The sequence below is a fragment of the Caballeronia sp. dw_19 genome, from assembly GCF_018449515.1.
Taxonomy (GTDB): domain Bacteria; phylum Pseudomonadota; class Gammaproteobacteria; order Burkholderiales; family Burkholderiaceae; genus Caballeronia.
In genome coordinates this window covers 117,876-139,570 of record NZ_JAAVUQ010000008.1, presented here as the reverse complement: position 1 = coordinate 139,570, position 21,695 = coordinate 117,876, and the positions used below count along the sequence as shown (strand labels likewise).

17 protein-coding genes are annotated in these 21,695 nt (G+C 62.5%); 11 read left to right on the top strand and 6 right to left on the bottom strand.

All coding sequences use genetic code 11. From position 1 onward, the window contains the following. Positions 1–7 precede the first annotated feature (7 nt). The gene (locus HB376_RS14015; protein WP_213764263.1) at positions 8–1,195 is read left to right on the top strand and encodes a glycosyltransferase; all 1,188 of its coding nucleotides are present in this window, start codon (positions 8–10) and stop codon (positions 1,193–1,195) included. 47 nt (positions 1,196–1,242) lie between these two features. Here the strand turns inward: HB376_RS14015 and HB376_RS14010 are convergent, their stop codons facing one another. Then, positions 1,243–1,755 carry a hypothetical protein gene (locus HB376_RS14010; RefSeq protein ID WP_213764262.1) on the bottom strand — a complete coding sequence of 171 codons (513 nt, stop codon included), beginning with the start codon at positions 1,753–1,755 and terminating at the stop codon, positions 1,243–1,245. Positions 1,756–1,902: 147 nt separating this feature from the next. After that, a complete protein-coding gene (hpnA, locus tag HB376_RS14005) occupies positions 1,903–2,925 on the bottom strand; it encodes a hopanoid-associated sugar epimerase (protein ID WP_213764261.1) in 1,023 nt (340 codons plus the stop codon). A gap of 158 nt (positions 2,926–3,083) precedes the next feature. Between hpnA and HB376_RS14000 the strand changes: the two genes are divergently transcribed. The 5 genes from HB376_RS14000 (at position 3,084) to HB376_RS13980 (ending at position 9,460) form a co-directional block, all read left to right on the top strand. Further along, positions 3,084–6,293 (top strand): response regulator, encoded by a 3,210-nt coding sequence (locus HB376_RS14000; protein WP_213764260.1) that lies wholly within the window; start codon positions 3,084–3,086, stop codon positions 6,291–6,293. A 13-nt stretch (positions 6,294–6,306) separates the two neighbouring features. Further along, positions 6,307–7,149: a CheR family methyltransferase gene (locus HB376_RS13995; protein ID WP_213764259.1), complete on the top strand. Its 843-nt coding sequence runs from the start codon at positions 6,307–6,309 to the stop codon at positions 7,147–7,149. Positions 7,150–7,151: 2 nt separating this feature from the next. Then, positions 7,152–7,760 carry a chemotaxis protein CheB gene (locus HB376_RS13990; RefSeq protein ID WP_213764258.1) on the top strand — a complete coding sequence of 203 codons (609 nt, stop codon included), beginning with the start codon at positions 7,152–7,154 and terminating at the stop codon, positions 7,758–7,760. A 32-nt stretch (positions 7,761–7,792) separates the two neighbouring features. After that, positions 7,793–8,974, top strand: a complete 1,182-nt coding sequence (locus HB376_RS13985) for a hybrid sensor histidine kinase/response regulator (RefSeq protein ID WP_213764257.1) — start codon at positions 7,793–7,795, stop codon at positions 8,972–8,974. Positions 8,975–9,163: 189 nt separating this feature from the next. Beyond that, a complete protein-coding gene (locus HB376_RS13980) occupies positions 9,164–9,460 on the top strand; it encodes an acylphosphatase (protein WP_213764256.1) in 297 nt (98 codons plus the stop codon). 78 nt (positions 9,461–9,538) lie between these two features. Here the strand turns inward: HB376_RS13980 and HB376_RS13975 are convergent, their stop codons facing one another. Together HB376_RS13975 and egtD are read right to left on the bottom strand one after the other, a co-directional pair. Continuing rightward, entirely contained in the window at positions 9,539–10,309 is a 771-nt protein-coding gene (locus HB376_RS13975) for a hypothetical protein (protein WP_213764255.1), read from the bottom strand. A 681-nt stretch (positions 10,310–10,990) separates the two neighbouring features. Next, entirely contained in the window at positions 10,991–11,971 is a 981-nt protein-coding gene (gene egtD / locus HB376_RS13970; RefSeq protein WP_213764254.1) for an L-histidine N(alpha)-methyltransferase, read from the bottom strand. 608 nt (positions 11,972–12,579) lie between these two features. Between egtD and HB376_RS13965 the strand changes: the two genes are divergently transcribed. Continuing rightward, on the top strand, positions 12,580–14,847 hold the full coding sequence (locus tag HB376_RS13965) for a response regulator (protein WP_213764253.1): 2,268 nt from the start codon (positions 12,580–12,582) through the stop codon (positions 14,845–14,847). On the opposite strand, the gene HB376_RS13960 is transcribed toward HB376_RS13965, so the two are convergent. Together HB376_RS13960 and HB376_RS13955 are read right to left on the bottom strand one after the other, a co-directional pair. Beyond that, entirely contained in the window at positions 14,834–16,135 is a 1,302-nt protein-coding gene (locus HB376_RS13960) for an ATP-binding protein (RefSeq protein ID WP_255631345.1), read from the bottom strand. The two genes, HB376_RS13965 and HB376_RS13960, sit on opposite strands and share 14 nt — an antisense overlap. Positions 16,136–16,260: 125 nt before the next feature. Further along, the gene (locus tag HB376_RS13955) at positions 16,261–17,019 is read right to left on the bottom strand and encodes a response regulator (RefSeq protein WP_213764251.1); all 759 of its coding nucleotides are present in this window, start codon (positions 17,017–17,019) and stop codon (positions 16,261–16,263) included. A gap of 246 nt (positions 17,020–17,265) precedes the next feature. Here HB376_RS13955 and HB376_RS13950 point away from each other — a divergent pair, with 246 nt between their 5' ends. The 4 genes from HB376_RS13950 (at position 17,266) to HB376_RS13935 (ending at position 21,490) form a co-directional block, all read left to right on the top strand. Continuing rightward, a complete protein-coding gene (locus tag HB376_RS13950; RefSeq protein ID WP_213764250.1) occupies positions 17,266–18,015 on the top strand; it encodes a response regulator in 750 nt (249 codons plus the stop codon). A 144-nt stretch (positions 18,016–18,159) separates the two neighbouring features. Then, entirely contained in the window at positions 18,160–18,504 is a 345-nt protein-coding gene (locus tag HB376_RS13945; RefSeq protein WP_213764249.1) for a hypothetical protein, read from the top strand. A 277-nt stretch (positions 18,505–18,781) separates the two neighbouring features. Then, a complete protein-coding gene (locus tag HB376_RS13940) occupies positions 18,782–19,162 on the top strand; it encodes a hypothetical protein (RefSeq protein ID WP_213764248.1) in 381 nt (126 codons plus the stop codon). Between the two features lie 138 nt (positions 19,163–19,300). Beyond that, the gene (locus HB376_RS13935; RefSeq protein WP_213764247.1) at positions 19,301–21,490 is read left to right on the top strand and encodes a hybrid sensor histidine kinase/response regulator; all 2,190 of its coding nucleotides are present in this window, start codon (positions 19,301–19,303) and stop codon (positions 21,488–21,490) included. The last annotated feature ends 205 nt before the right edge of the window (positions 21,491–21,695 follow it).

The following is a 21,695-nucleotide window of genomic DNA, read 5'->3' as shown; positions in this document are numbered from 1 at the left end:
ATTGACGATGCTCCTGATTGCCTGGTTGTCCCTCCTCATCTGGCTTGTCCTGCTGTTTGGCCGCGGCGGTTTCTGGCGCGCGCAAGCCCTCGAACCGCTCAGCGAAAGCACGGTTCACGCTGTCGGCCAGGCGGAGATTGCGCGTCGCGGCGCGTGGCCGGCGGTGGTCGCGGTCGTGCCGGCGCGCAATGAAGCCGATGTGATCGGCCGCGCGGTGACATCGCTGCTCGCACAGGATTACGCGGGTTCGTTCCATCTGATTGTCGTCGACGACCACAGCACCGACGGCACCGCCGACGCCGCTCAGGCCGCCGCGCGCGACGGCGGTTTCGAAGACCGCCTGACCGTGCTGACGGCCGCACCCTTGCCGTCCGGCTGGTCGGGCAAGGTGTGGGCGCAGTCGCAAGGTATTGCGGCTATCGACGGGCTGGGTTTTCCGGCCGATTACCTGCTGCTCACCGACGCCGACATCCGCCATCCGGCGGACGCCGCCTCGCAACTCGTCGCGCGCGCGATTCTGGAAGATCGCGATCTGGTCTCGCTGATGGTGCGGCTGCGCTGCGACTCAACGTGGGAAAAAGCGCTGATTCCCGCGTTCGTATTCTTCTTCGCGAAGCTGTATCCGTTCGCGTGGGTGAACAACGTGAGCAACCGCACGGCGGCGGCCGCGGGCGGTTGCATGATGCTGCGGCGCGCGGCGCTGGTGGAGGCGGGCGGGATCGAATCGATTCGCGGCGAATTGATCGACGATTGCAGCCTTGCTTCGCGCATCAAGTTTCGCAACGGCGTGAACGCGGCGCGGCCGATCCGTCTGGATCTTGCCGATGACAGCGAATCGCTGCGGCCCTACGACAACTGGCGTGAAGTCTGGAACATGATTGCGCGCACGGCGTTCACGCAGTTGCGTTATTCGGCGCTGTTGCTGGTCGGGACGGTGCTCGCGATGTGCGTGATCTATCTCGCGCCGCCGGTGCTCGCGTTGACGCTTGGCGCGAAGGGATGGCCGGCGTGGCTCGCGTGGCTCGCCATGTGCTGCGCGTATTCGCCGATGCTGCGCTACTACCGCCGCTCCATACTTTGGGCGCCGCTATTGCCGGTGATCGCGCTGTTTTATGTCAGCGCGACGGTTGGCTCGGCAATACGGTTCTGGCGCGGGAAGGGCGGGCAGTGGAAGGCGCGGGTCCAGGCGCCTTGAGGAGATGAAGATAAGTCGTATGGGCAGGTCCACCCATACGGTTCGACTCACCGCTTGGTCAGCATCGCGTACATCTCGATCACCATGTTGGGCGAGAAAGAGAACGGCACCCAGCCGTGTCCGGTATGGCGCAACACCAGCAACTGATCGCCGTTTGCATAGCGTTGCGTAGCCATCACCGGGTTTTTCGTCGCGACAAAGCGCCAGCCGGGCGGCAGGCCACCTGGCTGTTCGACGTCCATCGAAGCGCGCGCGTTCGATAATTCCTCGATCAACTCCGATACCCCTTCGGGGCTCAATGCCACCGACTTCCCGCCGATTGTCATCTCGATCACGTTCTTTTCAGGGCGCGAGACGTTCAGCGTGGGTTTTTCTTCAGCCACGAGCGGTTTTCCTTCAACTACGGGTGCCGCCGCCGTTGCCGGTTCAACAGCCGCGTCAGCTAGAGAGTCAGCAACAGAATCAGGGGAAGATTCGGGAGAAGCTGGAATGGAAGCGGCGGCCAGAATCAGCTCATCGAGGCTTGATTCCAGCGCGCCGAGCTGGTCGGTTAAGTTCATGCGTTGTTTGCCTTGCTAGCCTTGCGTCGAACCTGCGATTTTAACTGCTGCGTACCGGGCAACGACGCCACACGTTGTAACAAAATGCGTGTATGACGCTAAAAATGCCATCAAAACAACAGGCAATGCGCGCCACGCGTCATTGCTTCATTTTTTCAGATAGCCGTTCGCGCGAAACCAGTCCAGCGCGTGGCTCAGGCCTTCGCCATACGGCCGTGCTTGATACCCCAGTTCCCGCTCCGCTTTCGCCGACGTGAAGTACATCTTGTTCTTCGACATCCTCAAGCCATCGACGGTGACAAACGGCTCCTTGCCGCTGAACTTCGCGTAAAGCTCCGCGCCGAATGCAAGCGGATACAGCGGGCCGCGCGGCAGCTTGATGGTCGGCGGCTTGCGCCCGGCGAGGCCGGCAATGTCCGCCAGCATCTGCTGCAGCGACAGGTTTTCGCCGCCGAGAATATAGCGTTCGCCGATCACCCCGCGCGCAAGCGCCAGCAAATGGCCGTTCGCCACGTCGTCCACGTGCACGAGGTTCAGGCCGGTATCGACGAACGCGGGGATCTTGCCCGTCGCCGCTTCCACGATGATCCGCCCGGTCGGCGTCGGCTTGACGTCGCGCGGACCGATCGGCGTGGACGGATTCACGATCACCGCCGGCAGGCCGTCATGGGCGACCATGCGCTCGACCGCGCGTTCCGCCAGCACCTTGCTGCGCTTGTACGCGCCAATGGTCTGATGAGCCTCGGCAGGCTTCGTTTCATCGACAATATCTCCCGCCGGGCTCACCTTCAGCGTCGCCACGCTGCTCGTATACACGATCCGCTCGACCCCCTCGGCCAGCGCCGCGCGCATGGTGGCCTCGGTGCCCTCCAGGTTCGCGCGCTCGATCTCGCCCGGATCGCGTGCCCAGATGCGGTAGTCGGCGGCAACGTGCAGCAGGTAACGCACGCCCTTCATCGCGGCTCGCATGGAGGCTTCGTCGCGCATGTCGCCGATCACGACTTCGGCGTCGAGTCCTTCAAGATTCTGCCGGGAACTGGTCTTGCGTATGACTACGCGCACGTCAAAACCGCGTTCCCGCGCGATGCGCGCGACCGCCGATCCGACGAATCCGGATGCGCCGGTGACCAGCACGCGCCCACGGGCGAACCCACTTAACGGGTCAGTCATTTTTGCCTCTTGTTGGTCTTGCAAAGGTAACAGTTGCGCGTCTTCCGAAGCGTGTCGATCAGCCGCCAACCCATATGTGACAAGGGCTTGCGGCTCGTGCTATGGTCCGGTGCTACTTAAGTCCGCCGGACCTCAAATTTAAAGAAAATCTTTAGCCAATGTTCATAGACAGTCGAAATCGATCCGTATGGCTGTACTTCGCGATCGCGATGTTGCTGCTGATCGTCTTTGCGGTCGACTGGCTGACGCCGTTGCGCGTCGCCATCTGGGTGTTCTACATCCTGCCGGTCGCGCTCTGCATGTGGGTCGACCGCCCCAACGTACCGTTTATCACCGCCGGCGTCGCCTCCGTGTTGATGTTCACGGGTTATATCCTTTCGAACGCGGACGCGCTCACCGGCCCGATCGTGTTGCAGCTCAACCGCGTGATCGGCGTGATCGTGATGTTCGTGCTTGCCGGCGTGGGGCATCTCTATATCAAAACGCGGCTGAACCTGCAACGCAGCGCGTGGCTCAAGCAGGGCGAAGTCCAGATCGGCTTGCAGATGCGCGGCGATCTCGCCCCCGCAGCGGTCGGCCACGGCATTCTCCACTCGCTCGTGCCTTATGTGGGCGCGCATGTCGCCGTGCTGTACACCCGTGAAGGCGATGCGCTGGAGCGCATCGCTGCGTGGGCGCTGCCTGACGAAAACGCCGTGCCGCAGCGGATTGCGCGAGGCCAGGGGCTGCTCGGGCAAGTGCTCGACGAGAAACGGGCAATCGAGATCCGGGGCGCGCGATCGGATTTCCTGACGGTCGGCTCGGCGCTGGCATCGGCGCCTGCGACCCACTGCGTGATCGCGCCCATGATGGCCGATGGCGACGTGATCGGCGTGCTGGAAGTGGGTTTTATCGGCGATGAAAACGCGGTCGACGATACCCGCGAGCTGCTCGAAAATGCCGCTGAGGCCATGGGCATGGCGCTGCGCTCGGCGCAGTATCGCTCGCGGATGGTCGAGCTGCTGGAGCAAACGCAGCGCCAGAGCGAGGAATTGCAGGTTCAGCAGGAAGAGCTGCGGGTTTCGAATGAAGAGCTTGAGGAGCGCGGCCGGGTCTTGATGGAAACGCAGGCGCGGCTGGAAACGCAACAGGCCGAACTCGAGCAGACCAACGTGCATCTCGAGGAATACACGCAGCACCTTGAGCGGCAGAAAACGGAACTGGTGCGCGCGCAAAAGGAACTGGAATCGAATGCGCTGGCGCTGGAACGAGCGAGCCAGTACAAGTCCGAATTCCTCGCGAACATGTCGCACGAATTGCGCACGCCGCTGAACAGTTCGCTGATCCTCGCGAAGCTTTTGCAGGACAACAAGCACGGCAATCTCTCCGACGAACAGGTGCGTTACGCCGCGACCATTCATTCGTCGAACAGCGATCTGCTGTCGCTCATCAACGACATCCTGGATCTGTCGAAGGTGGAAGCGGGGCAGATGGACGTGCAGTTCGCGCCGGTTGCCATCGACGGGATGTTGCAGTCGTTGCGGCAATCCTTCGCGCCGATCGCCGACTCGAAGCGCCTGACGTTCGTGACGGAGCGCGCGGAAGGCGTGCCGGAGTATTTCGTCACCGATAACCAGCGGCTTCAGCAAGTCCTGCGCAACTTGTTGTCGAACGCGTTCAAGTTCACCGAGCACGGTCAGGTGACGGTCTCCGTGCACAAGGCGAGCAACGACGACCACGCGTTGCGCTTCGATGTGCGCGATTCCGGCATCGGCATTCCGCGTGACAAGCAGGACCTTATTTTTCAGGCGTTTCAGCAAGCCGATGGCACGACCAGCCGCAAGTACGGCGGCAGCGGGCTGGGTTTGTCGATATCGCGGGAATTCTCGCGGTTGCTGGGCGGTTCAGTGAGCGTATCGAGCGAGCCGGGCAAGGGCAGCGTGTTTTCGGTCACGCTGCCGCTGGCCGTTCAAGAAGGCACGGTCACCGCGAAACTTGATGTGATCGGGCATATGAGCGAGCCGGAGGCTGGCTTGGAAGCGGATACGTCCGTGGCGGCGAGTGTCGCTCCTGTACAGAGCCACGCGCCGGCGCACCTCGCGGCAATGGCGTCGGCTTCGTCCTCTCTTGAGCCGTCGTCCTGGCGCGCGCCGAATGCGAGCTACCCGGCGCCGCAACCCATAGCCGATGACCGCGCCAATCGCAAGCGCCCGGATCGCGTGATCCTCGCGATTGAAGACGACTTGCGTTTCGCGCACATCCTGCACGACCTCGCGCATGAACTCGAATTCGACTTCGTGCACGCGACCACCGCGTCGCAAGGCGTGGAACTGGCCCGCGACCTCCAGCCGAACGGTATCCTGCTCGATGTCGGTTTGCCCGACCAGTCGGGCCTGACCGTGCTCGAATGGCTCAAGCACGATCCGCTTACGCGTCACATTCCGATTCACATCGTCTCGTCGACGGATCATGCCGATGTCGCGCTGCATCTCGGCGCGATCGGCTATACGCTCAAACCGAGCGCACGCGACACGCTGGCGGGCGCGATCCGCAAGCTCGAAGCGCGTTCGGCGCAAGGCACCCGGCGCGTACTGGTGGTCGAGGACGACCCCGCATTACGCGAGAGCATCCACGCGTTGCTGAAAAGCGCGACGGTCGAGATCGTGGAAGCCGGGACGATTGCAGAGGCGCTGGAGCAGATGAACCGCGCGACCTTCGACTGCATCGTGATGGACCTGGCCTTGCCGGATGGTTCAGGTTATGACTTGCTGGAACGGGTATCCACGTCGCACGAGCATGCGTCGCCGCCGGTGATCGTGTACACGGGGCGCGTGTTGTCGCCGGACGAGGAGCAGCGTCTGCGCCGTTATTCCAGGTCGATCATCATCAAGGGCGCAAAGTCGCCGGAACGGCTGGTGGACGAAGTGACGTTGTTCCTGCACAGCGTGGAGAGCGCGTTGCCGCCCGAGCAGCAGCGCATGTTGCGTGCGGCGCGCCAGCGCGACGACGTATTCGAGGGCCGCACGATCCTGCTGGCCGAAGACGATGTTCGTAATATCTTCGCGTTGTCGCATGTAATCGAGCCGCTGGGGGCGAAGCTGGAAATCGCGCGTAATGGCCGCGAGGCGCTGGATTCGCTTGCCCGCCATCCGGACATTGACCTCGTGCTGATGGACATCATGATGCCGGAAATGGACGGGCTCACCGCCATGACCGAGATTCGCAAGAACGCCGACCATGCACGGCTGCCGATCATCGCGCTGACCGCGAAAGCGATGGCGAGCGATCGCCAGAAGTGTCTGGAAGCCGGCGCGGACGACTATATTTCGAAGCCGATCGACGTCGACAAGCTGGTGTCGTTATGTCGTGTCTGGCTGCGCCAACGATAGCCGCGTTTCCGTCATGCCACATCGAACCCTCAAGCACACGGAAGAAGCGATCTTCGACATCGAGTTGAAGCTGTTGCTCGAAGCCGTTTACCTGAAGTATCAGCACGACTTTCGCCATTATTCGGTGAGTTCGCTGCGGCGCCGCCTGACGCAGGCGCTGCGCGATCTGGGCTTTACAACGCTGTCGCAGTTGCAGGAGCGGATTCTCCGCGACGCCACGCTGTTCTCGCGCCTGTTCCAGTACCTGACGGTGCAGGTCAGCGAGATGTTTCGCGACCCAACGTATTTTCGCGCCATCCGTGAACAGGTCGTGCCGATCTTGCAGACCTATCCGTCGATCAAGGTGTGGGTGGCGGGATGCAGCAGCGGCGAGGAACTGTGGTCGCTCGCGATTCTGTTCGCTGAGGAGAACATTGCGGACCGTACGGTTTTGTACGCCACCGATATCAACGCCGACGCCTTGCGCCAGGCCGAAAGCGGTATTTACCCGCTGGATCGGCTGGCCAGTTTCAGCCAGAATTACCTGGCGGCGGGGGGCAAACGCTCCCTCTCCGATTACTACCACGCGGCCTACGGCGCGGCGAAATTTTCGCAGACGCTCAAGTCGCGCGTGGTGTTCGCCGATCACAGCCTCGCGACCGACAGCGTGTTTCTCGAAGCGCATCTCGTGTCGTGCCGTAACGTACTGATCTATTTCGACCGCGCGTTGCAGGACCGCGCGCTGGGTCTGTTCAGCGATTCGCTGGTGCGGCGCGGGTTTCTCGGACTGGGCAGCAAAGAGAGCCTGCGGTTTTCAAAACACGCGGGCAGTTTCGCCGATTTCGATGCGCGCGAGCGGTTGTATCAAAAGGTCTAGCGATGACACCGTCGACCGATTACCTGGATGCAATCGAAGCTGTCGTGATTGGGGCATCGGCGGGGGGCGTCGAGGCGTTGAACCACCTTCTGCCCGCGCTGCCGGCCAATTTTCGCCCTGCCGTGCTGGTGGTCATGCATGTCAGGAGTGCCCCGCCCAGCCTGCTGCCCGCGTTGTTTTCCGCGCGTTGCCAGTTGCCGGTCGTCGAGCCCGACGACAAGGACGAGATCGCCGGCGGCACGATCTATGTTGCGCCGCCGGGGTATCACATGCTGGTCGAGCCCGACTGCACGATCTCCCTTTCCGTCGATCCGCCCGTGCGGTTTTCGCGGCCGTCGGTCGATGTGCTGTTTGAATCGGCGGCACTATGTTTCGCCGATACGCTGCTCGGCGTCGTGCTTTCCGGCGCCAACGACGACGGCGCGCGCGGGCTGGTCGCGATCTCGCGGGCGGGCGGGCGCTGCTGGGTGCAAGACCCGCATACCGCCGTGGCCGACGCGATGCCGCGCGGCGCCATCGCGCGCGGCGGCGTGCACGACATTCTCACGCTCGACGTCATGGCCGATCGCCTGGCGCGCATGGTCGCGGGCACGCGCCGCGAACCCGGTTGACTTGGAGCTGACACGCTAATGGAACTCCGCTAATGGAACACATCAGGCAATCTGTCAGGCAGCCGCTCAGGCCGCCCATTTACGTCCTGATCGTGGACGATGTGCAGAACAACATCACTGCGCTGGAAGCGTCGCTGGCGCGGCCGGACATCTCGGTGCTCGCGGCCGGTTCGGGGCCGGCGGCGCTCGAACTGTTGCTCAAGCACGAAGTCGCGCTCGCCATTCTCGATGTCAACATGCCCGGCATGGACGGCTTCGAACTCGCCGAACTGATGCGCGGCAGCCCGCGCACCGCGCATGTGCCGATCATCTTCCTGACCGCGACCGCGCAGGACACCGGGCGCACGTTTCGCGGTTATGAGGCGGGCGCGGTGGACTTCCTGTACAAGCCGTACGACTCGCGGATCCTGAATTCGAAGGTGGATGTGTTCATCCAGATCGAGAAGCAGAAGCAGCAGCTCGCCACGCAACTCGCGACCGTCCAGCAACTCCTCGACGCCAACGAAATGCTCATGGCCGTGCTCGGCCACGACCTGCGCACGCCGTTGTCGGCGGTGATTGCATCGGCGGAATATCTTGCTCGGTTCGTGCCGGACGAGAACGTCGCGAACATTGGCACGCGCATCAAGAGCAGCGGCATGCGGATGGTGCGCATGGTCGACCAGTTGCTCAATCTCGCGCGGCTGCGCGGCGGGCGCGTGACGCTGCAGCCGCGGTCAGTGGAGTTGATGACGCTGGCGAAAAATATTGTTGAAGAATACGAAGCGCGGGTGGGTAAGGGCCGCATCTTCATTTTCCGCGATGGCGATACGCTGTTGCAGGGCGATGGCGATCTGTTGTCGCAGGTGTTTTCGAATTTGATCGGCAACGCGCTGACGCACGGGCGTGACGGCTCGGCCATTCAGGTACGTCTGAACGGCGACGCTGCCGACGACGTTCTGATCAGCGTGCAAAACGCAGGCGAGATTCCCGTCGATGTATTGCCGACCATTTTCGCGCCGTATCGGTCGGGGCGGCCGCAGCAGGAAACCGGCGGGCTTGGACTTGGGCTCTATATCACGCGCGAGATTACCCAGATGCATGGCGGGCGAGTGGACGTACGCTCCGACGCGGAGAGCGGCACGGTATTCGAAGTGACGTTGCCGCGCGAAGCGGTGGCGCGGCGGGTGGGCGGAGACACGGCCGAGGGTGCACAGCCGTTCCGGCTGGGATGAGGCTGCGGGTGCGTCGGCCCTTGCTTCGCCCCATGCACTGATTTCGCGCTGTGCGGACGCCGCTATTCCCATGCGCACTGCCGGTTTTTCTGGTCTTGTCTAAAATGCGGCCTGATGGCGTTTGCCGGGGTGTGCCTTCGGCACAAATCTGGCGGCGTGGCGAATCAGCACTAATCGGGAGAAGCAAAGATGCCGAGTCCAGACCTGGATACTCGAATAGAGACGTATTACGTGCACGTGAAGGGCTTGGTGCAAGGCGTGGGATTCCGCCACGCAACGGTGCGCCGGGCGCATGCGCTGGGTGTTCGCGGCTGGGTGGCCAACCTGGAGGACGGGTCGGTTGAAGCGATGATCCAGGGACCGGCGAATCAGGTCGACCTGATGCTCGAATGGCTGCGCAGGGGGCCGCCGCACGCGCGGGTCACGGATCTGGCCAGCGAGGAGCGGTATATCGAGAAGCGGTTTGAACGGTTTGAGCAGCACTGAAAGGGTGGTTTGAGCATGCCGGCGACTTTCGCCGTGTGCCGGTTAATCAGCTAGTTACTCAACTAGCTACTCCGCCGGTTATCCAATCGGAATCCACCAGGCGATTGGCCGTCCATTGTGACAAACTTCAGCGGCGCCATGACGTGGGCTCACGTTCCTGAATGCCTTCTTCAAGCGCCGCAACGAACGATGCGCGTTCAAATCCACGGGCGCAACGCGCCGATGACCACCATGTCGCTTGTACGCTTCGAGCGCGGGGATCTGGTTGAGCGCCGTGAAACGTGGGTGGGCCTCCCCCGCCATATAGACATTGTGCAGGTCCGGTGACAGCCACTTTAATAAGTCGAGGACGCGGTCATATCCCGTTTGCAGACGAGATAAGGCCTCGCCGGGTGTTGATGGCGCCGAATGCTCCACACGGATAACCACGCCTGTTCGGGGGCGCCCCTCGGTCATCAGCGGACCGGCTTTCCACACCGGTTCCAGATGGGCAATGCGGTTTCGCAAGTCTTTACAAAAATCGATCCGTGCAAACAATGCGTCTCGATGTTTTTGCCGGCTCCAAAACGCGTTGGAGCTGTGTCGATGTCCTGGCGCAACATCGACCAGGATGGCGGACCAGTCCAGCAGTTGATTGCCGTTGTCGTGGGTAACGTCGAGAATATGCGGCCAGAAACCGAAGGTGAGTTTCGATACGACGTCATCAGGGGAAGGTGCCGGGATGCGTGGAACCAGTTGGAATGCTCCTCCCACCCGGCGGCGCCCGTGCGTAATTTTGCGGACCGAATCCGCTGATTTCTGGTTTAAGCGAAGATGTGTGTACCAGTCGCGCGAGAGCGTTGTGCCCACGCCATAGCGACTGCTCAAGGCCGCGTGAAATTGATTGCGCAGCGCGATCTCGGTAAACCCAAGTACTTTCGAGAGCGCAGACGAGATCGCCTCGTTCCAGCAGTAGAGGCCCTAGGCCGCGCGGTCGTCGGCAGCGGCAAAAAAAGTGCGGTAGTTACTTAATCTTGCGTGAGATAACGCCTTCACCGCGCTCGCAACGTGGATTTGCTTCAAACTGTTCATTGCGGTATGATCTTTCTCGTAAGCGCTGGGAATAAGTCTTGTTTTGCTCTCGGTTTTCCGACAGCCCTCAGGACCCTATGACGCCAAAGAGACAGAAGGCCGCCCCGTGCGGCCTTCTGCCTTTTTCGAGCTTGTATTTCGCTATTCCTGTTTTCGTCGTCGCCGGGACTGCATCGTTCATGGTCGTTCTACGAAGGCTAACTCGTATCGGCGATGCCGGGAAGGTGAATCGATCAGAGTAGCATATTGGTCAGTAATGCTGAGCGATGGGCGTAGAATTTCAAGCGACTCGCGCTTCTACATTCGTCGTGACCCTCGTGACCCTCGTGACATCAAGCAGACTTATCCAAAGCGGGCGTTATCGAATCAAAACAACAACGCGAAATCCCCGGGCTTCGAACAAGCCCGGGGCGATGCCTTCAACCCCCGCTCCACGTCCATCGCGAGTAACCAACCGCGTTACCGCGCTACCAGCAAACTCTCGGCAAATCCCCATTCGTCGTCCAGCCACTGCCTCGTGCATTCGAATCCCGCATCTGCCGCCAATGGCCCCGCCTCCCCGGCGAGATATTTGTGGCTGCTCTCTGTCCAGATCGTCTCGCCCTGGCGGAATTCAACGCTCAATCCCGCTGCGCGAATGGTGGCCCTCACCGGGCGCTTTGCCCGCAAATGCATCTCCACGCTGCGGGCATCGGGATTGAAGCGTGCAAGATGTTCGAACGCGTCCAGCGGAATGTCCGCGTCCAGTTCGCGATTGACCCGCGCAAGCAGATTCAGGTTAAATGCAGCCGTTACGCCAATAGGATCGTCGTAAGCCGCAATCAGCACATCCAGCGGCTTGAGCAAATCCATTCCGAGCAACAACGAATCGCCCGGCTTGAGCATGGCGCGAATCGACTTCAAAAACCGCGTGGCTGCCAGCCGCGCAAAATTTCCGATCGTGCTGCCAAGAAACAGCACGAGCAATACTTCGCCCTCTTTCCGGTTGGCACTGACCTCCGCCAGCCCGGCCAAATAATCGCGCTCATAGCCCACGATCGAAATTCGTTCGATGTCGCCCAGCTCCCGCCGGCACAATTGCAACGCGGTAGGCGAAATTTCGATCGGACAGTATTCGGTCGGCCGCTTCTTGCACAGCGCCTCCAGGATTCGCCGCGTCTTCCGGCCGCTGCCGCTGCCCAGTTCGGCAACGGTCACGTTTCGCGGCAACGCGGCGACGATATCAGCGGCATGCGCGTTCAATACACGCTCTTCAGCACGCGTCACGCCGTATTCCGGCAACGCGGTGATGACTTCGAACAAGGCGGAGCCCACCTCGTCGTACAAATACATCGATGGCAATTCTTTTTGCGGCGCGTGCGTGAGGCCTTCATGAACGGCTGCGGCAAACGGTGAGGAAAAGCGCGGCGACTGAACGGCCTGCGTCGTAGCTTGAGGCATGAGGCGTCTCCATGTTGCCGCGGTGCAGCGCGCGCGGCGGGTTATTCATGATGAGAATTACGCGTCGAAAAACACCTGACGAGAAAGGGGCGATCGGCGTTCCGGCCCTGACGGCCGCGACAGGCGCCGCGCGATCGGGGAGCGAAGCATTTAGGTGAGCAAGAAGCGCGCACGGCGCCTCCGTCTCCTGATTCAAGGACCCGCATCGTACCGCGGTGACGTGGCTAAACGATCCGAAACACGCCCTTTCATGCACCGCCCGGCAAAAGCCGCCAGGACATTTACATTTACGAAAAGAGGTCGAGGTCAGGCCAACAAATTTCCCGACGTAACCGACTGTACCGGTGTCTCCAATATCACGCTGAAGCGATCCCGAAATTGGGCAATCACGCAATAACTACCTGCCCCCGTCAGTTTTTACACGCGCCGTGTAAACGCCATCGGGCGATCCCCGCACGAAGCGGTCGCTGCGAAAGCCTCAGCCACGCGCGCGGCACCGCTTTCTCCACTGGCGCAATGCTTGCTTTCCATTCCCGATCACGTTGCAGCGCATCGACTTGAAAAATGCCTCGCGCTGTCCTCGCCGTTCTCTCTTCAGTGCCCGATTCATGACCGACTCAGCTAGTCCCGATCCCGCGATCGCACGTCTCGACGACACGGGTGCGTACAGCATTCCGCCGCCGGTCCAGCAGCCCGAGCCTGAGGCACCTGCCGACAAGCCGTTCGGTTTTCACGGCGCGATACCGGCCGCTCCCGAGCCCGCTACTGATCACCCGTCCGATAACAACGTTGCCTTTTCGGTCGATTCCGGCGGGTTTTTCCTGAGCGTGCTGAACGGCAGCACGGACTGCATCAAGATCCTGCGGCTCGACGGTACGCTCGAATTCATGAACGCCAACGGCATCTGCCTGATGGAAATCGATGACTTCGCGCCCCTCAAGGGCGAGTCGTGGGCGTCGCTGTGGCCGCAGGAATCGCGGCATCTGGTGGTAGAAGCGCTCGATAACGCCGCCCAAGGCCGTCATTCGCGCTTCGAAGCGCTCCGGCCGACCGCGAAAGGCACGCTGAAATACTGGGATGTGTCGGTGTCGCCGGTGAACGGGCCTGACGGCGTGGAATGGTTCGTATCGATTTCCCGCGATATCACCGAGCGCGTGCTCGGCCTGCGTTCGCTCGATGCCGCGCTGCAGGAGCAAAAGCGCTTGAGCGAGGCGCTGGAACGGCATCGCGAGACGCTGGAGGAGCGCATTGATGAGGTGTCGAAGGCATTTCGGGCGCTCGAAGCAGAACAGCGCGAAACGGCGGCTGCGCTGGCGCAGTCGCAGAAAATGGACGCTATCGGCAAGCTGACCGGCGGCGTGGCCCACGATTTCAACAACGTGCTGCAGGTAATCGGCGGAAACCTGCAGCTCGCCGTGCAGGAATCGAATGGCAACGAAACCCTGACGCGGCGCCTCGCGAGCGCGCATGAAGCGGTGGAGCGCGGCGCGAAGCTCGCGTCGCAATTGCTGGCGTTCGCGCGCCGGCAACCGCTTGAACCGGTGCCGCTGGATATCTCGCGGCTGCTGCGCAGTTCCGACGACATGCTGCGCCGCGTGCTCGGCGAAACTATCGAACTGGAAACGGTGGTGTCGGGCGGCTTGTGGAACACGCTTGCTGATCCGAATCATTTGCAGAACGTGATCGTGAATCTGGCGATCAACGCGCGTGACGCGATGGACGGCGCGGGCCGCCTGACCGTCGAGGCGGGCAACGCGATGCTCGACGACGAGTACACCCGTCATCACGACGACCTGACGAGCGGCCAGTACGTGATGGTCGCCGTCTCCGACACCGGTTGCGGCATGACGCCGGAGATCCTCGCGCGCGCCTTCGAGCCCTTCTATACGACCAAGGCCGAAGGCCGAGGCACCGGCCTGGGCTTGAGCATGGTGTATGGCTTCATGAAGCAGACCGGTGGCCATATCAAGCTCTATAGCGAGCCGGGGCACGGTACGACGGTCAAGCTTTATCTGCCGCGCTCGATGGAAGACGAGGCTGTGCGCGTGGAAGCCGCGAATGATCCGGTGACGGGCGGCAGGGAAACGATCCTGGTGGTGGAGGACGACCCGAACGTGCGCGCGACCGCCGTGGACATGCTGACCCAGCTGGGTTACCGGGTGCTCAAAGCCGTGGATGCACAGAGCGCGCTGAGTGTGCTCGAAAGCGGCGTGCACGTCGATTTGCTGTTCAGCGACGTCGTGATGCCGGGGCCGATGCGCAGCGTCGAACTGGCTCGACGCGCGAAGGAAATGCTGCCGGCGCTGGAAGTGCTGTTCACATCGGGCTACACCGAAAACGCGATCGTGCACGGTGGCCGGCTCGATCCGGGGGTGGCGTTGATCAGCAAGCCGTATCGACGGGATGCACTGGCCCGCAAGGTGCGCTGGATGTTCCGCACGCGGGTTTACGACACGCCCGATACGCCGGACGGGCCGGAGGTGCCTCACGCGCCCGGCGCGCCTGAGCCGCTTGAGCCTCAGCCACTACGGGTCCTGATTGTGGAGGACGACGCCAACACCCGCGAAGCGACGCGCGAGCTGCTGGAATTGCTCGACGCGAAAGTGCTGGCGGTGGACAGTGCGCAGGCCGCGCTCGACCTGATCGCGCAGCAATTATTCGATGTCCTGCTCACCGATGTCCGCATGCCCGGCATGTCGGGCCTCGACCTGGCACGCGCGATGAAGCGTTTGCAGCCGCGCGTGCATGTGGTGCTGGCATCGGGTTATGGGACGGGCATTGCAGCTGAGCTTGGCGACGAGCTGAGCGGCGCGACCCTGCTGCCGAAGCCATTCAACTTCGATGAACTCGAACAGGCGGTGTTCAGGAAGCCATGACGGCGTCGGGCACGCCGCCGGTGTGTAAAGCCGCGGCGCAGCCCACGCGGGCGGGTTCGGCCATCGGAATGACGATCCTCACGCTGAGGCCACCGTCGGCCGCGTTGCCGATATCGCAGCGGCCGCCAAGTTCGTGCGCGAGGCGTCCGACGATGGCGAGTCCCAGTCCGCAATGACCATCGCCCGCGCGCGCCGGGTCCAGGCGCACAAACGGCTTGCGGGCATCGTCCAGACGCTCGGGCGGGATCCCCTCGCCGTAATCGCGCACCGTGATGAACCACTCGCCGTTGCGCTTGCCCGTGCTGATGTCGACGGGCGGGGCGCCGTGTTCCAGCGCGTTATCCACCAGATTGGTCACCAGCCGGTCCAGCAAGGTGCGCGGCAAGTGAAATGCATCGCCGGCGCCCAGGTCGAGGCGGAACAGGGGCGTGTCTCCTGCTTCGTCCTGCGCAAACTGCTCCGCGAGAAAACCGTCCACGTTGATAGCCGGTCCGCTCGTCGGCGCGTTGGCCGCGAATTCCAGGAACTGCTGCACGATGCGCGTCAGGGAGTCGATGTCGCGAATGAAATGCGAGCGCTCGGCGTCGTCCTGCACCAGGACGCTCGCCCGCAGCTTTAGCCGGGTGAGCGGCGCTTTCAGATCATGCGCGATGCCGGCGAGCATGACGGCTTTCTCGTCGTCGGCGTCGTTGATCCGCCGCATCATCTGGTTGAACGCGCGGATCAGGTCGCGCAGCTCACGCGGTCCACGTTCGTCCACCGGGACCGGCCGCTCGCCCGCGCCAAACTGACGCGCGCCCTGCGCCACGCGCGACAACGGCCGCTGCAATTGCCACGCCGCGACCAGCGACAGGATGACCGCCGCCAGCAACATACCCACCGATTCAATCAGGATAGGCGGCGCGGGCGGCAGGTCGACCGGCGTCACGATCCAGTTCGGACTGTTCGGATAACGCACCCAGAGACGCTGCGCGTGCCGGGGGCCATCGACGGCGAGGCGCGTGCCCGGCGGCAGCACGTTCCTCAACTCACGCAACAAATGCACGACCGGACCGTTGTCGGGCTCGCGCAGCGTGATGCCTTCGGGCAGGTTCGATGACAACACCAACTGCACGCTCAAGGCGGGCGCGAGCCGCACGCCTTGACGCGCGTCGTCGTTGGCTGCGGCGAGTACAAGCATCAATCCACGTGCGTAACCTTCCGCGTCGTGATGCGGCCGCTGCACGGTGAGCACCGCGAACCAGCAGGCCTGCACGGCAAACAGCACGACCAGCGAAATAAGCGCCATGCGACCGAACAGCGTGTTGAACGGATTGCCGCGACCCGATCCGTTGCGATTCCAGGCGCGAGCCGACCCGGCGCGGGCGAGTTTGCTGCCGCGTGAATCGTGACCCCGCGCCGTGCCGAAGAGTCTCATACCGTAGACGCGTGATCGGGCGTGGCGGGCGCCGGCTGCGTGTTGCGCGCACCGTCGGGATCGGGAATGAACACGTAACCCTGGCCGCGCACCGTCTGCACATGGCGCGGGCTGGCCGGATCTTCCTCGATAATTCTGCGCAACCGCCAGATTGGCACGTCGAGGCTGCGGTCGCTGAAGGTGCTGTCGTCGCGATGTACAAGATCGTGGATCAGCACGCGGGACAAGACTTTGTACGGATGCCGTACGAGCACCTTGAGCAACGCGAATTCGCTGTCGCGCAGCGGCACGCGCTCGTTGCCGCTCACCAGCGCACGCGTGACGAAGTCGAGCTCGAAGCGGCCGAAGCGTTCGCTCGCGCAGGCTTCCGGCCGTCCTGTTGATGCGGGCGCGCGCCGCCGCAACACGGTGTCTATACGGGCGAGCAGTTCGCGCGGGTCGAAGGGTTTCGGCAGGTAATCGTCCGCGCCGAGTTCCAGCCCTTCCACCTTGTCCGTCACGCTGTCGCGCGCGGTGACGAAGATCACGGGGATGTCGTCACCGGCGGCGCGCACCTGGCGCAGCGCAGCGAGGCCGTCCATGCCCGGCATCATGATGTCGAGCACCACGATGGACGGGCGTACATATTCCAGCTCCCGGCGCAGGCCGGCGCCATCGTGAAGGACGGAAACGTCCAGCCCGCGCGCTTTCAGGAAGCGGCTGAGCAGGTCGCATACCGCCGGGTCGTCATCGACGATCAATACAGATGTAGTCATAGTGAAATTTTAGCTGGCATCGTAAAAATACGGTTTTTCATCCACTCAAAGATGGTTACCGATTCTTACTCGAAACTCCCGCAAAATGACCTGACGGGGCGGCTTGAAAAGCCCGTATGCATTGACCCGGGCGGCTCGGCGCTTTGATCCTACGTATCGAGCCCTCGTTTTCCGTGCAATTCGATGAAAGAAGCGGAAAGGAATCAGCGTCGCGAAAAGGCGTGTTGGCGTCTTAGAATGAATCGCATGACCCATCATGTTCTTCTCGTCGACGACGACCCCGTAGTGCGCGACCTCGTTCGCGAATACCTGCAAGGCAACGGCCTTGCAGTGTCGGTGCTGCACGACGGTACGGGGCTTAAACGACGTCTTGACGTCGAGCGGCCATCCATTGTCGTGCTCGACGTGATGATGCCGGAGCTGGATGGCATCAGTGCGTTGCGCGAATTGCGGGCGGCGGGCGACGACATTCCCGTGATCTTCCTCACGGCGCGCTCGGATGTGATCGACCGCGTGATCGGTCTCGAACTGGGTGCGGACGATTACCTCGCCAAACCCTTCGATCCACGCGAACTGCTCGCCCGCATCCGCACGGTCCTGAGACGTCGCGACGCGGCGTCGCCCGGTGCGCCGGAGGACCGGCCGCCTTATCGCTTCGGTCCCTATGAAGTCGATTTTGCCGCGCGTGAACTGCGTCACAACGGCGAACGTGTGCCATTGCGTTCCGGTGAATTCGCCACGCTGAAGATCTTCGTGAAAAACGAGATGGTCGTGCTCACGCGTGCGCAATTGAACGAGAAACTGCGCGGTCAGGCGGGAACGTACCGGGACCGCAGCCTCGACGTATCCATATGGCGGCTGAGACGCTTGCTGGAGGCCGATCCATCCGATCCGCGCTATGTCCAGACGGTCTGGGGACAGGGCTACATCTTCGTGCCGCACGGCGAGACTGGCGCGGTGGAGCGTGCTATCCGGCGGGCATCGACCGAGGCGTGAAGGACGCACGGGGTCTGGTGCGTGAATAGCGACTCGTGAATATGTATCCGCTGAAATGATCCGTTACCAACTGCATCAGTTATTTCTTCTGTACCCGCATAAGATCAGTTCCATAGTCCCGACCGCGGGATCTGGAGAACTCAAATGAAACGCGTAGCAGCAGTGTTGGTGTTGGCCGGAAGTCTTGCCATGTCAGGTCAGGCGTCCGCACACGGGGGTGGCGGAGACGGTGGTGCGGTCGTCGGCGCGCTGCTGGGCGGCGCGGTGATTGGCGCGGTGGTGGGGGCCGCTGTGGCTCAGCCGACGTACGCACAACCTGTCTATGCACAGCCGGTATATCAGCCGGTCTATGCGCAACCCGTCTATGCACAGCCGGCCTACGCGCAACCTGGCCCGCCGCCGGGATACTGCTTCGATAATTACCGCCGTGCGTATGTACCGTGCGGACCGCCGCCGCAGCAGGGTTATTACCAGCAACAAGGCTGGTAAAACCGAATCACTTCGAGATGACAAAACCGGGCCGCCAAGCCCGGTTTTTTATTTTGCCGAGTCCCCGCGCGAATCGACGTGTGGGGCAAAAGCTGGTCAAGAAACCAATCCAAGGTCACAAATACTGCTGGCCCACGATCCCCGGAATGCCCGCCAGGCAAGCGTTACCGCCCGTGGAACAGCCGCTTGCGCGGCATGCCCCTTGCACTGGAATGAGAGCGAGCGTTGCGACGTCAGTCCTGCGCAACGCACTCAACGGTATTTCAAGGAGGCTGCAATGAAACACGTAACGAAGAAGATTTTGGTGTCTGCGCTGGTACTGGGCCTGTCGGGTGGTGCGGGCAGTGTTTATGCGCAGGCGGGTGGGGGAGGTGGCGCAGGTGGTGGTGCAGGCGGTGGCGGTGCGGGCGGTGGTTCATCAGGTGGCGGGTCGGCCGGTGGTGCAGGCGTGGGCGGCGGCGGAGGAGGGGTGGGCGGAGCCAATGCCGGCGGCGCCAACGGCGCGGGAATGAGTGGTGCGCCGGGAGGCACCGCAGTGGGCGGCGGGATGGGAACCGGGACAGGCTCCACGCCTAACATGGGGAATAGTTCGAGCACAAATAACAACTCGACCGCTGCATCACCAAATGGTAGTGGGACAATGTCAAAGCCGCAGTAACAGGGTTGGGTGTTTCGCCTGGGTCCTTGGGGAATCGGGCTGACGGATTCTGCCGGTCGCTGAGCGCCGGCAGATCCGCCCCGAGCGCGTTGCTGGCCAACCCTGGCGCGAGCGAACCAACCTTGGAGCCCTGACGCTTTGCACTCTTCGGATTCCGCCGCACTCGACTTGCCATTGCCGTTACGCAATTTCGCCGCGACCCGGCGAATCCTGCTGGTCGTGCTGGCGGCATCGATCCTCTTTCCGATCGTGTTCCTGCTTGGCTACGGTTATTACGATTACCAGCGCCGCATGATCGAATCCAATGACATTGCCGATCGCGTGGCCCGTGTCGCCGATGAACAAGCCGTCAAGGTGCTCGACCTCAACCGCGAAATCTCGACGCGTATTGTCGAAATGCTCGCCGATAGCGACGACGCCCAGATCCACGCAAATCAGAAAGCCATCCACGACCGCCTGAGCGCGATCGGCGAATCGTTCGCCCAAGTAGCGGGCATCACCATTTTCGGCGTGACGGGTGAGATGCTCGCCAGCAACCGCTATTTTCCGGTGCCGGCCGTGTCGATTGCCGATCGCGAGGACTTTACCTCTGCTCGCTCCATCCGCCCGGACCCGTATTTTTCCCTGCCGCTCCTCGGCAGCGTCCAGCAAGCCGACGTATTCACGACCAGCGTCGGGCGCAGCCTGAACGACGGCCGTTTTGCCGGCGTCGTGTCGATCGCGCTCAAACGCGATTATTTCGCGGGCTTCTATCGCGATCTGTCGAATGGTGAGTCCGGCATGAGCGTCGGCCTGTTTCGCCGCGACGGCGGCATTCTCGTGCGCGAGCCGCCCAACCGCGCCGGCATTACCCACGCTCACGACACGGCTTTCACCAGCGCCATGCGCAACAACGAACTGTTCGGGCGCTTGCGGATACGCTCAAGTATTGACGGCGTGGAGCGCGTGGTGGCGTTTCGTCGTGTGGGGGACTACCCGCTTTACGTGACAAGCGCCATTCCGGCCTCCGCAATCCTCGCGCAATGGCGGCAGTACTACACGTTGATCGCGGTGATCACGGCGGCGCCGTGCATCGCGGTCTGGCTGCTTGTGCTGTTTTCGCTGCGCCAGTTGCGAGCCCAGCAGGTCGCATGGGAGCGCTGGCAGGCGGAAGTCGCCATGCGGCTTTCGGCCGAGGCATCCAGCCGGCAATTGCGGCGCATGGGTGCGCTCGGCAATCTGGTGGCCAACGTGGCGCACGACTTCAATAATCTGCTGATGGTGGTGGCGGCGAATATGGAGCTTGCACGGCGCAAGAATTTCAATGGGCTTGAAAGGGAAGTCCTGGCAGTGGAGCGCGCGACCGCCGGTGCCGAAGCGCTCGCACGACGCTTGCTCAGCGTCGCACGCAAGCAACCGCTCAAGCAGGCGCCGATCGACCTCGCTGTCTGGCTGCCCGCGGCGGCCGGGCTGATCGAAACGGCGGCGGGGGAGAAGGTCCAGGTGAAAGTGCACGTGCCGCCGGACATGTGGCAGGTTCGCGCGGACGCTACCGAACTCGAGTTCGCGATCATCAACATTGTTGTGAATGCCCGCGATGCGATGCCCCACGGCGGCCGTTTTGTCATCCGCAGCCAGAATGTTCGCGTGACCGCCGACAACGTTTTGCCCGACGGCGAATATGCGCTGCTCGCCTTCACCGACAGCGGCGAGGGCATGCCCGAAACGACCGCACGGCGTGCATTCGAGCCGCTTTTCACGACCAAGCTCAGCGGCTCAGGCACGGGCCTGGGGTTGGCGCAAGTGCTGGCGGCATGCGAGCAGGCGGGTGGTACCGCGCGCCTTGACAGCGTGCCGGGACGCGGCACGACCGTGCGGATTTATCTGCCCCGATACCACGCTCCGTCCGCCGCGCCGGTGACTGCGCCGGACGACGCGACGTACCCGTCGGATTCGCCAGGTACGCTGGATTCGCCGGACAAGGCTGCGCCCGCGCGGCTGCATCCGGGTTCGATCCTGCTGGTGGAAGACAACGAGGAAGTTGCGGCGGGCGTGGCGGCGGTGCTCGCCACCTTTGGCTGCGATGTGCGCCACGAACTCACCGCCGACAAAGCCTTCGACCTGCTCAGCGAAGGCAGCCGCTTCGACCTGGTGTTGTCGGATATACAAATGCCTGGCCGGTTAAACGGCATCGACCTGGCTGAGAAAGTGCGCGGTACCTGGCCCTTGCAACGGATTGTATTGATGACCGGTTATGCCGACGAATTCGAACGCGCACGCCACACCGGGGTGACCATTCTTGCGAAGCCGTTTAATATCGACGAACTGCGGGAACTGGTGCTGCGCTAACTCATCGACGCGGTATTCGGCGTGAAAAAATTGCTGAGTAGTCCGAGATATCCCGCGTCGGACAGGGACGGCGGCAATGGGATTATTGTTTCCTTCATTGATGCCCATGGGAGGTGAGGGCGGCCTTGTGCAAGATCAGCAAGGATCGCTTCGCGCCGGGCAATGAGAGAGAGGTGAGCGGTGGTGGTTACGTTACTGCAGAGCG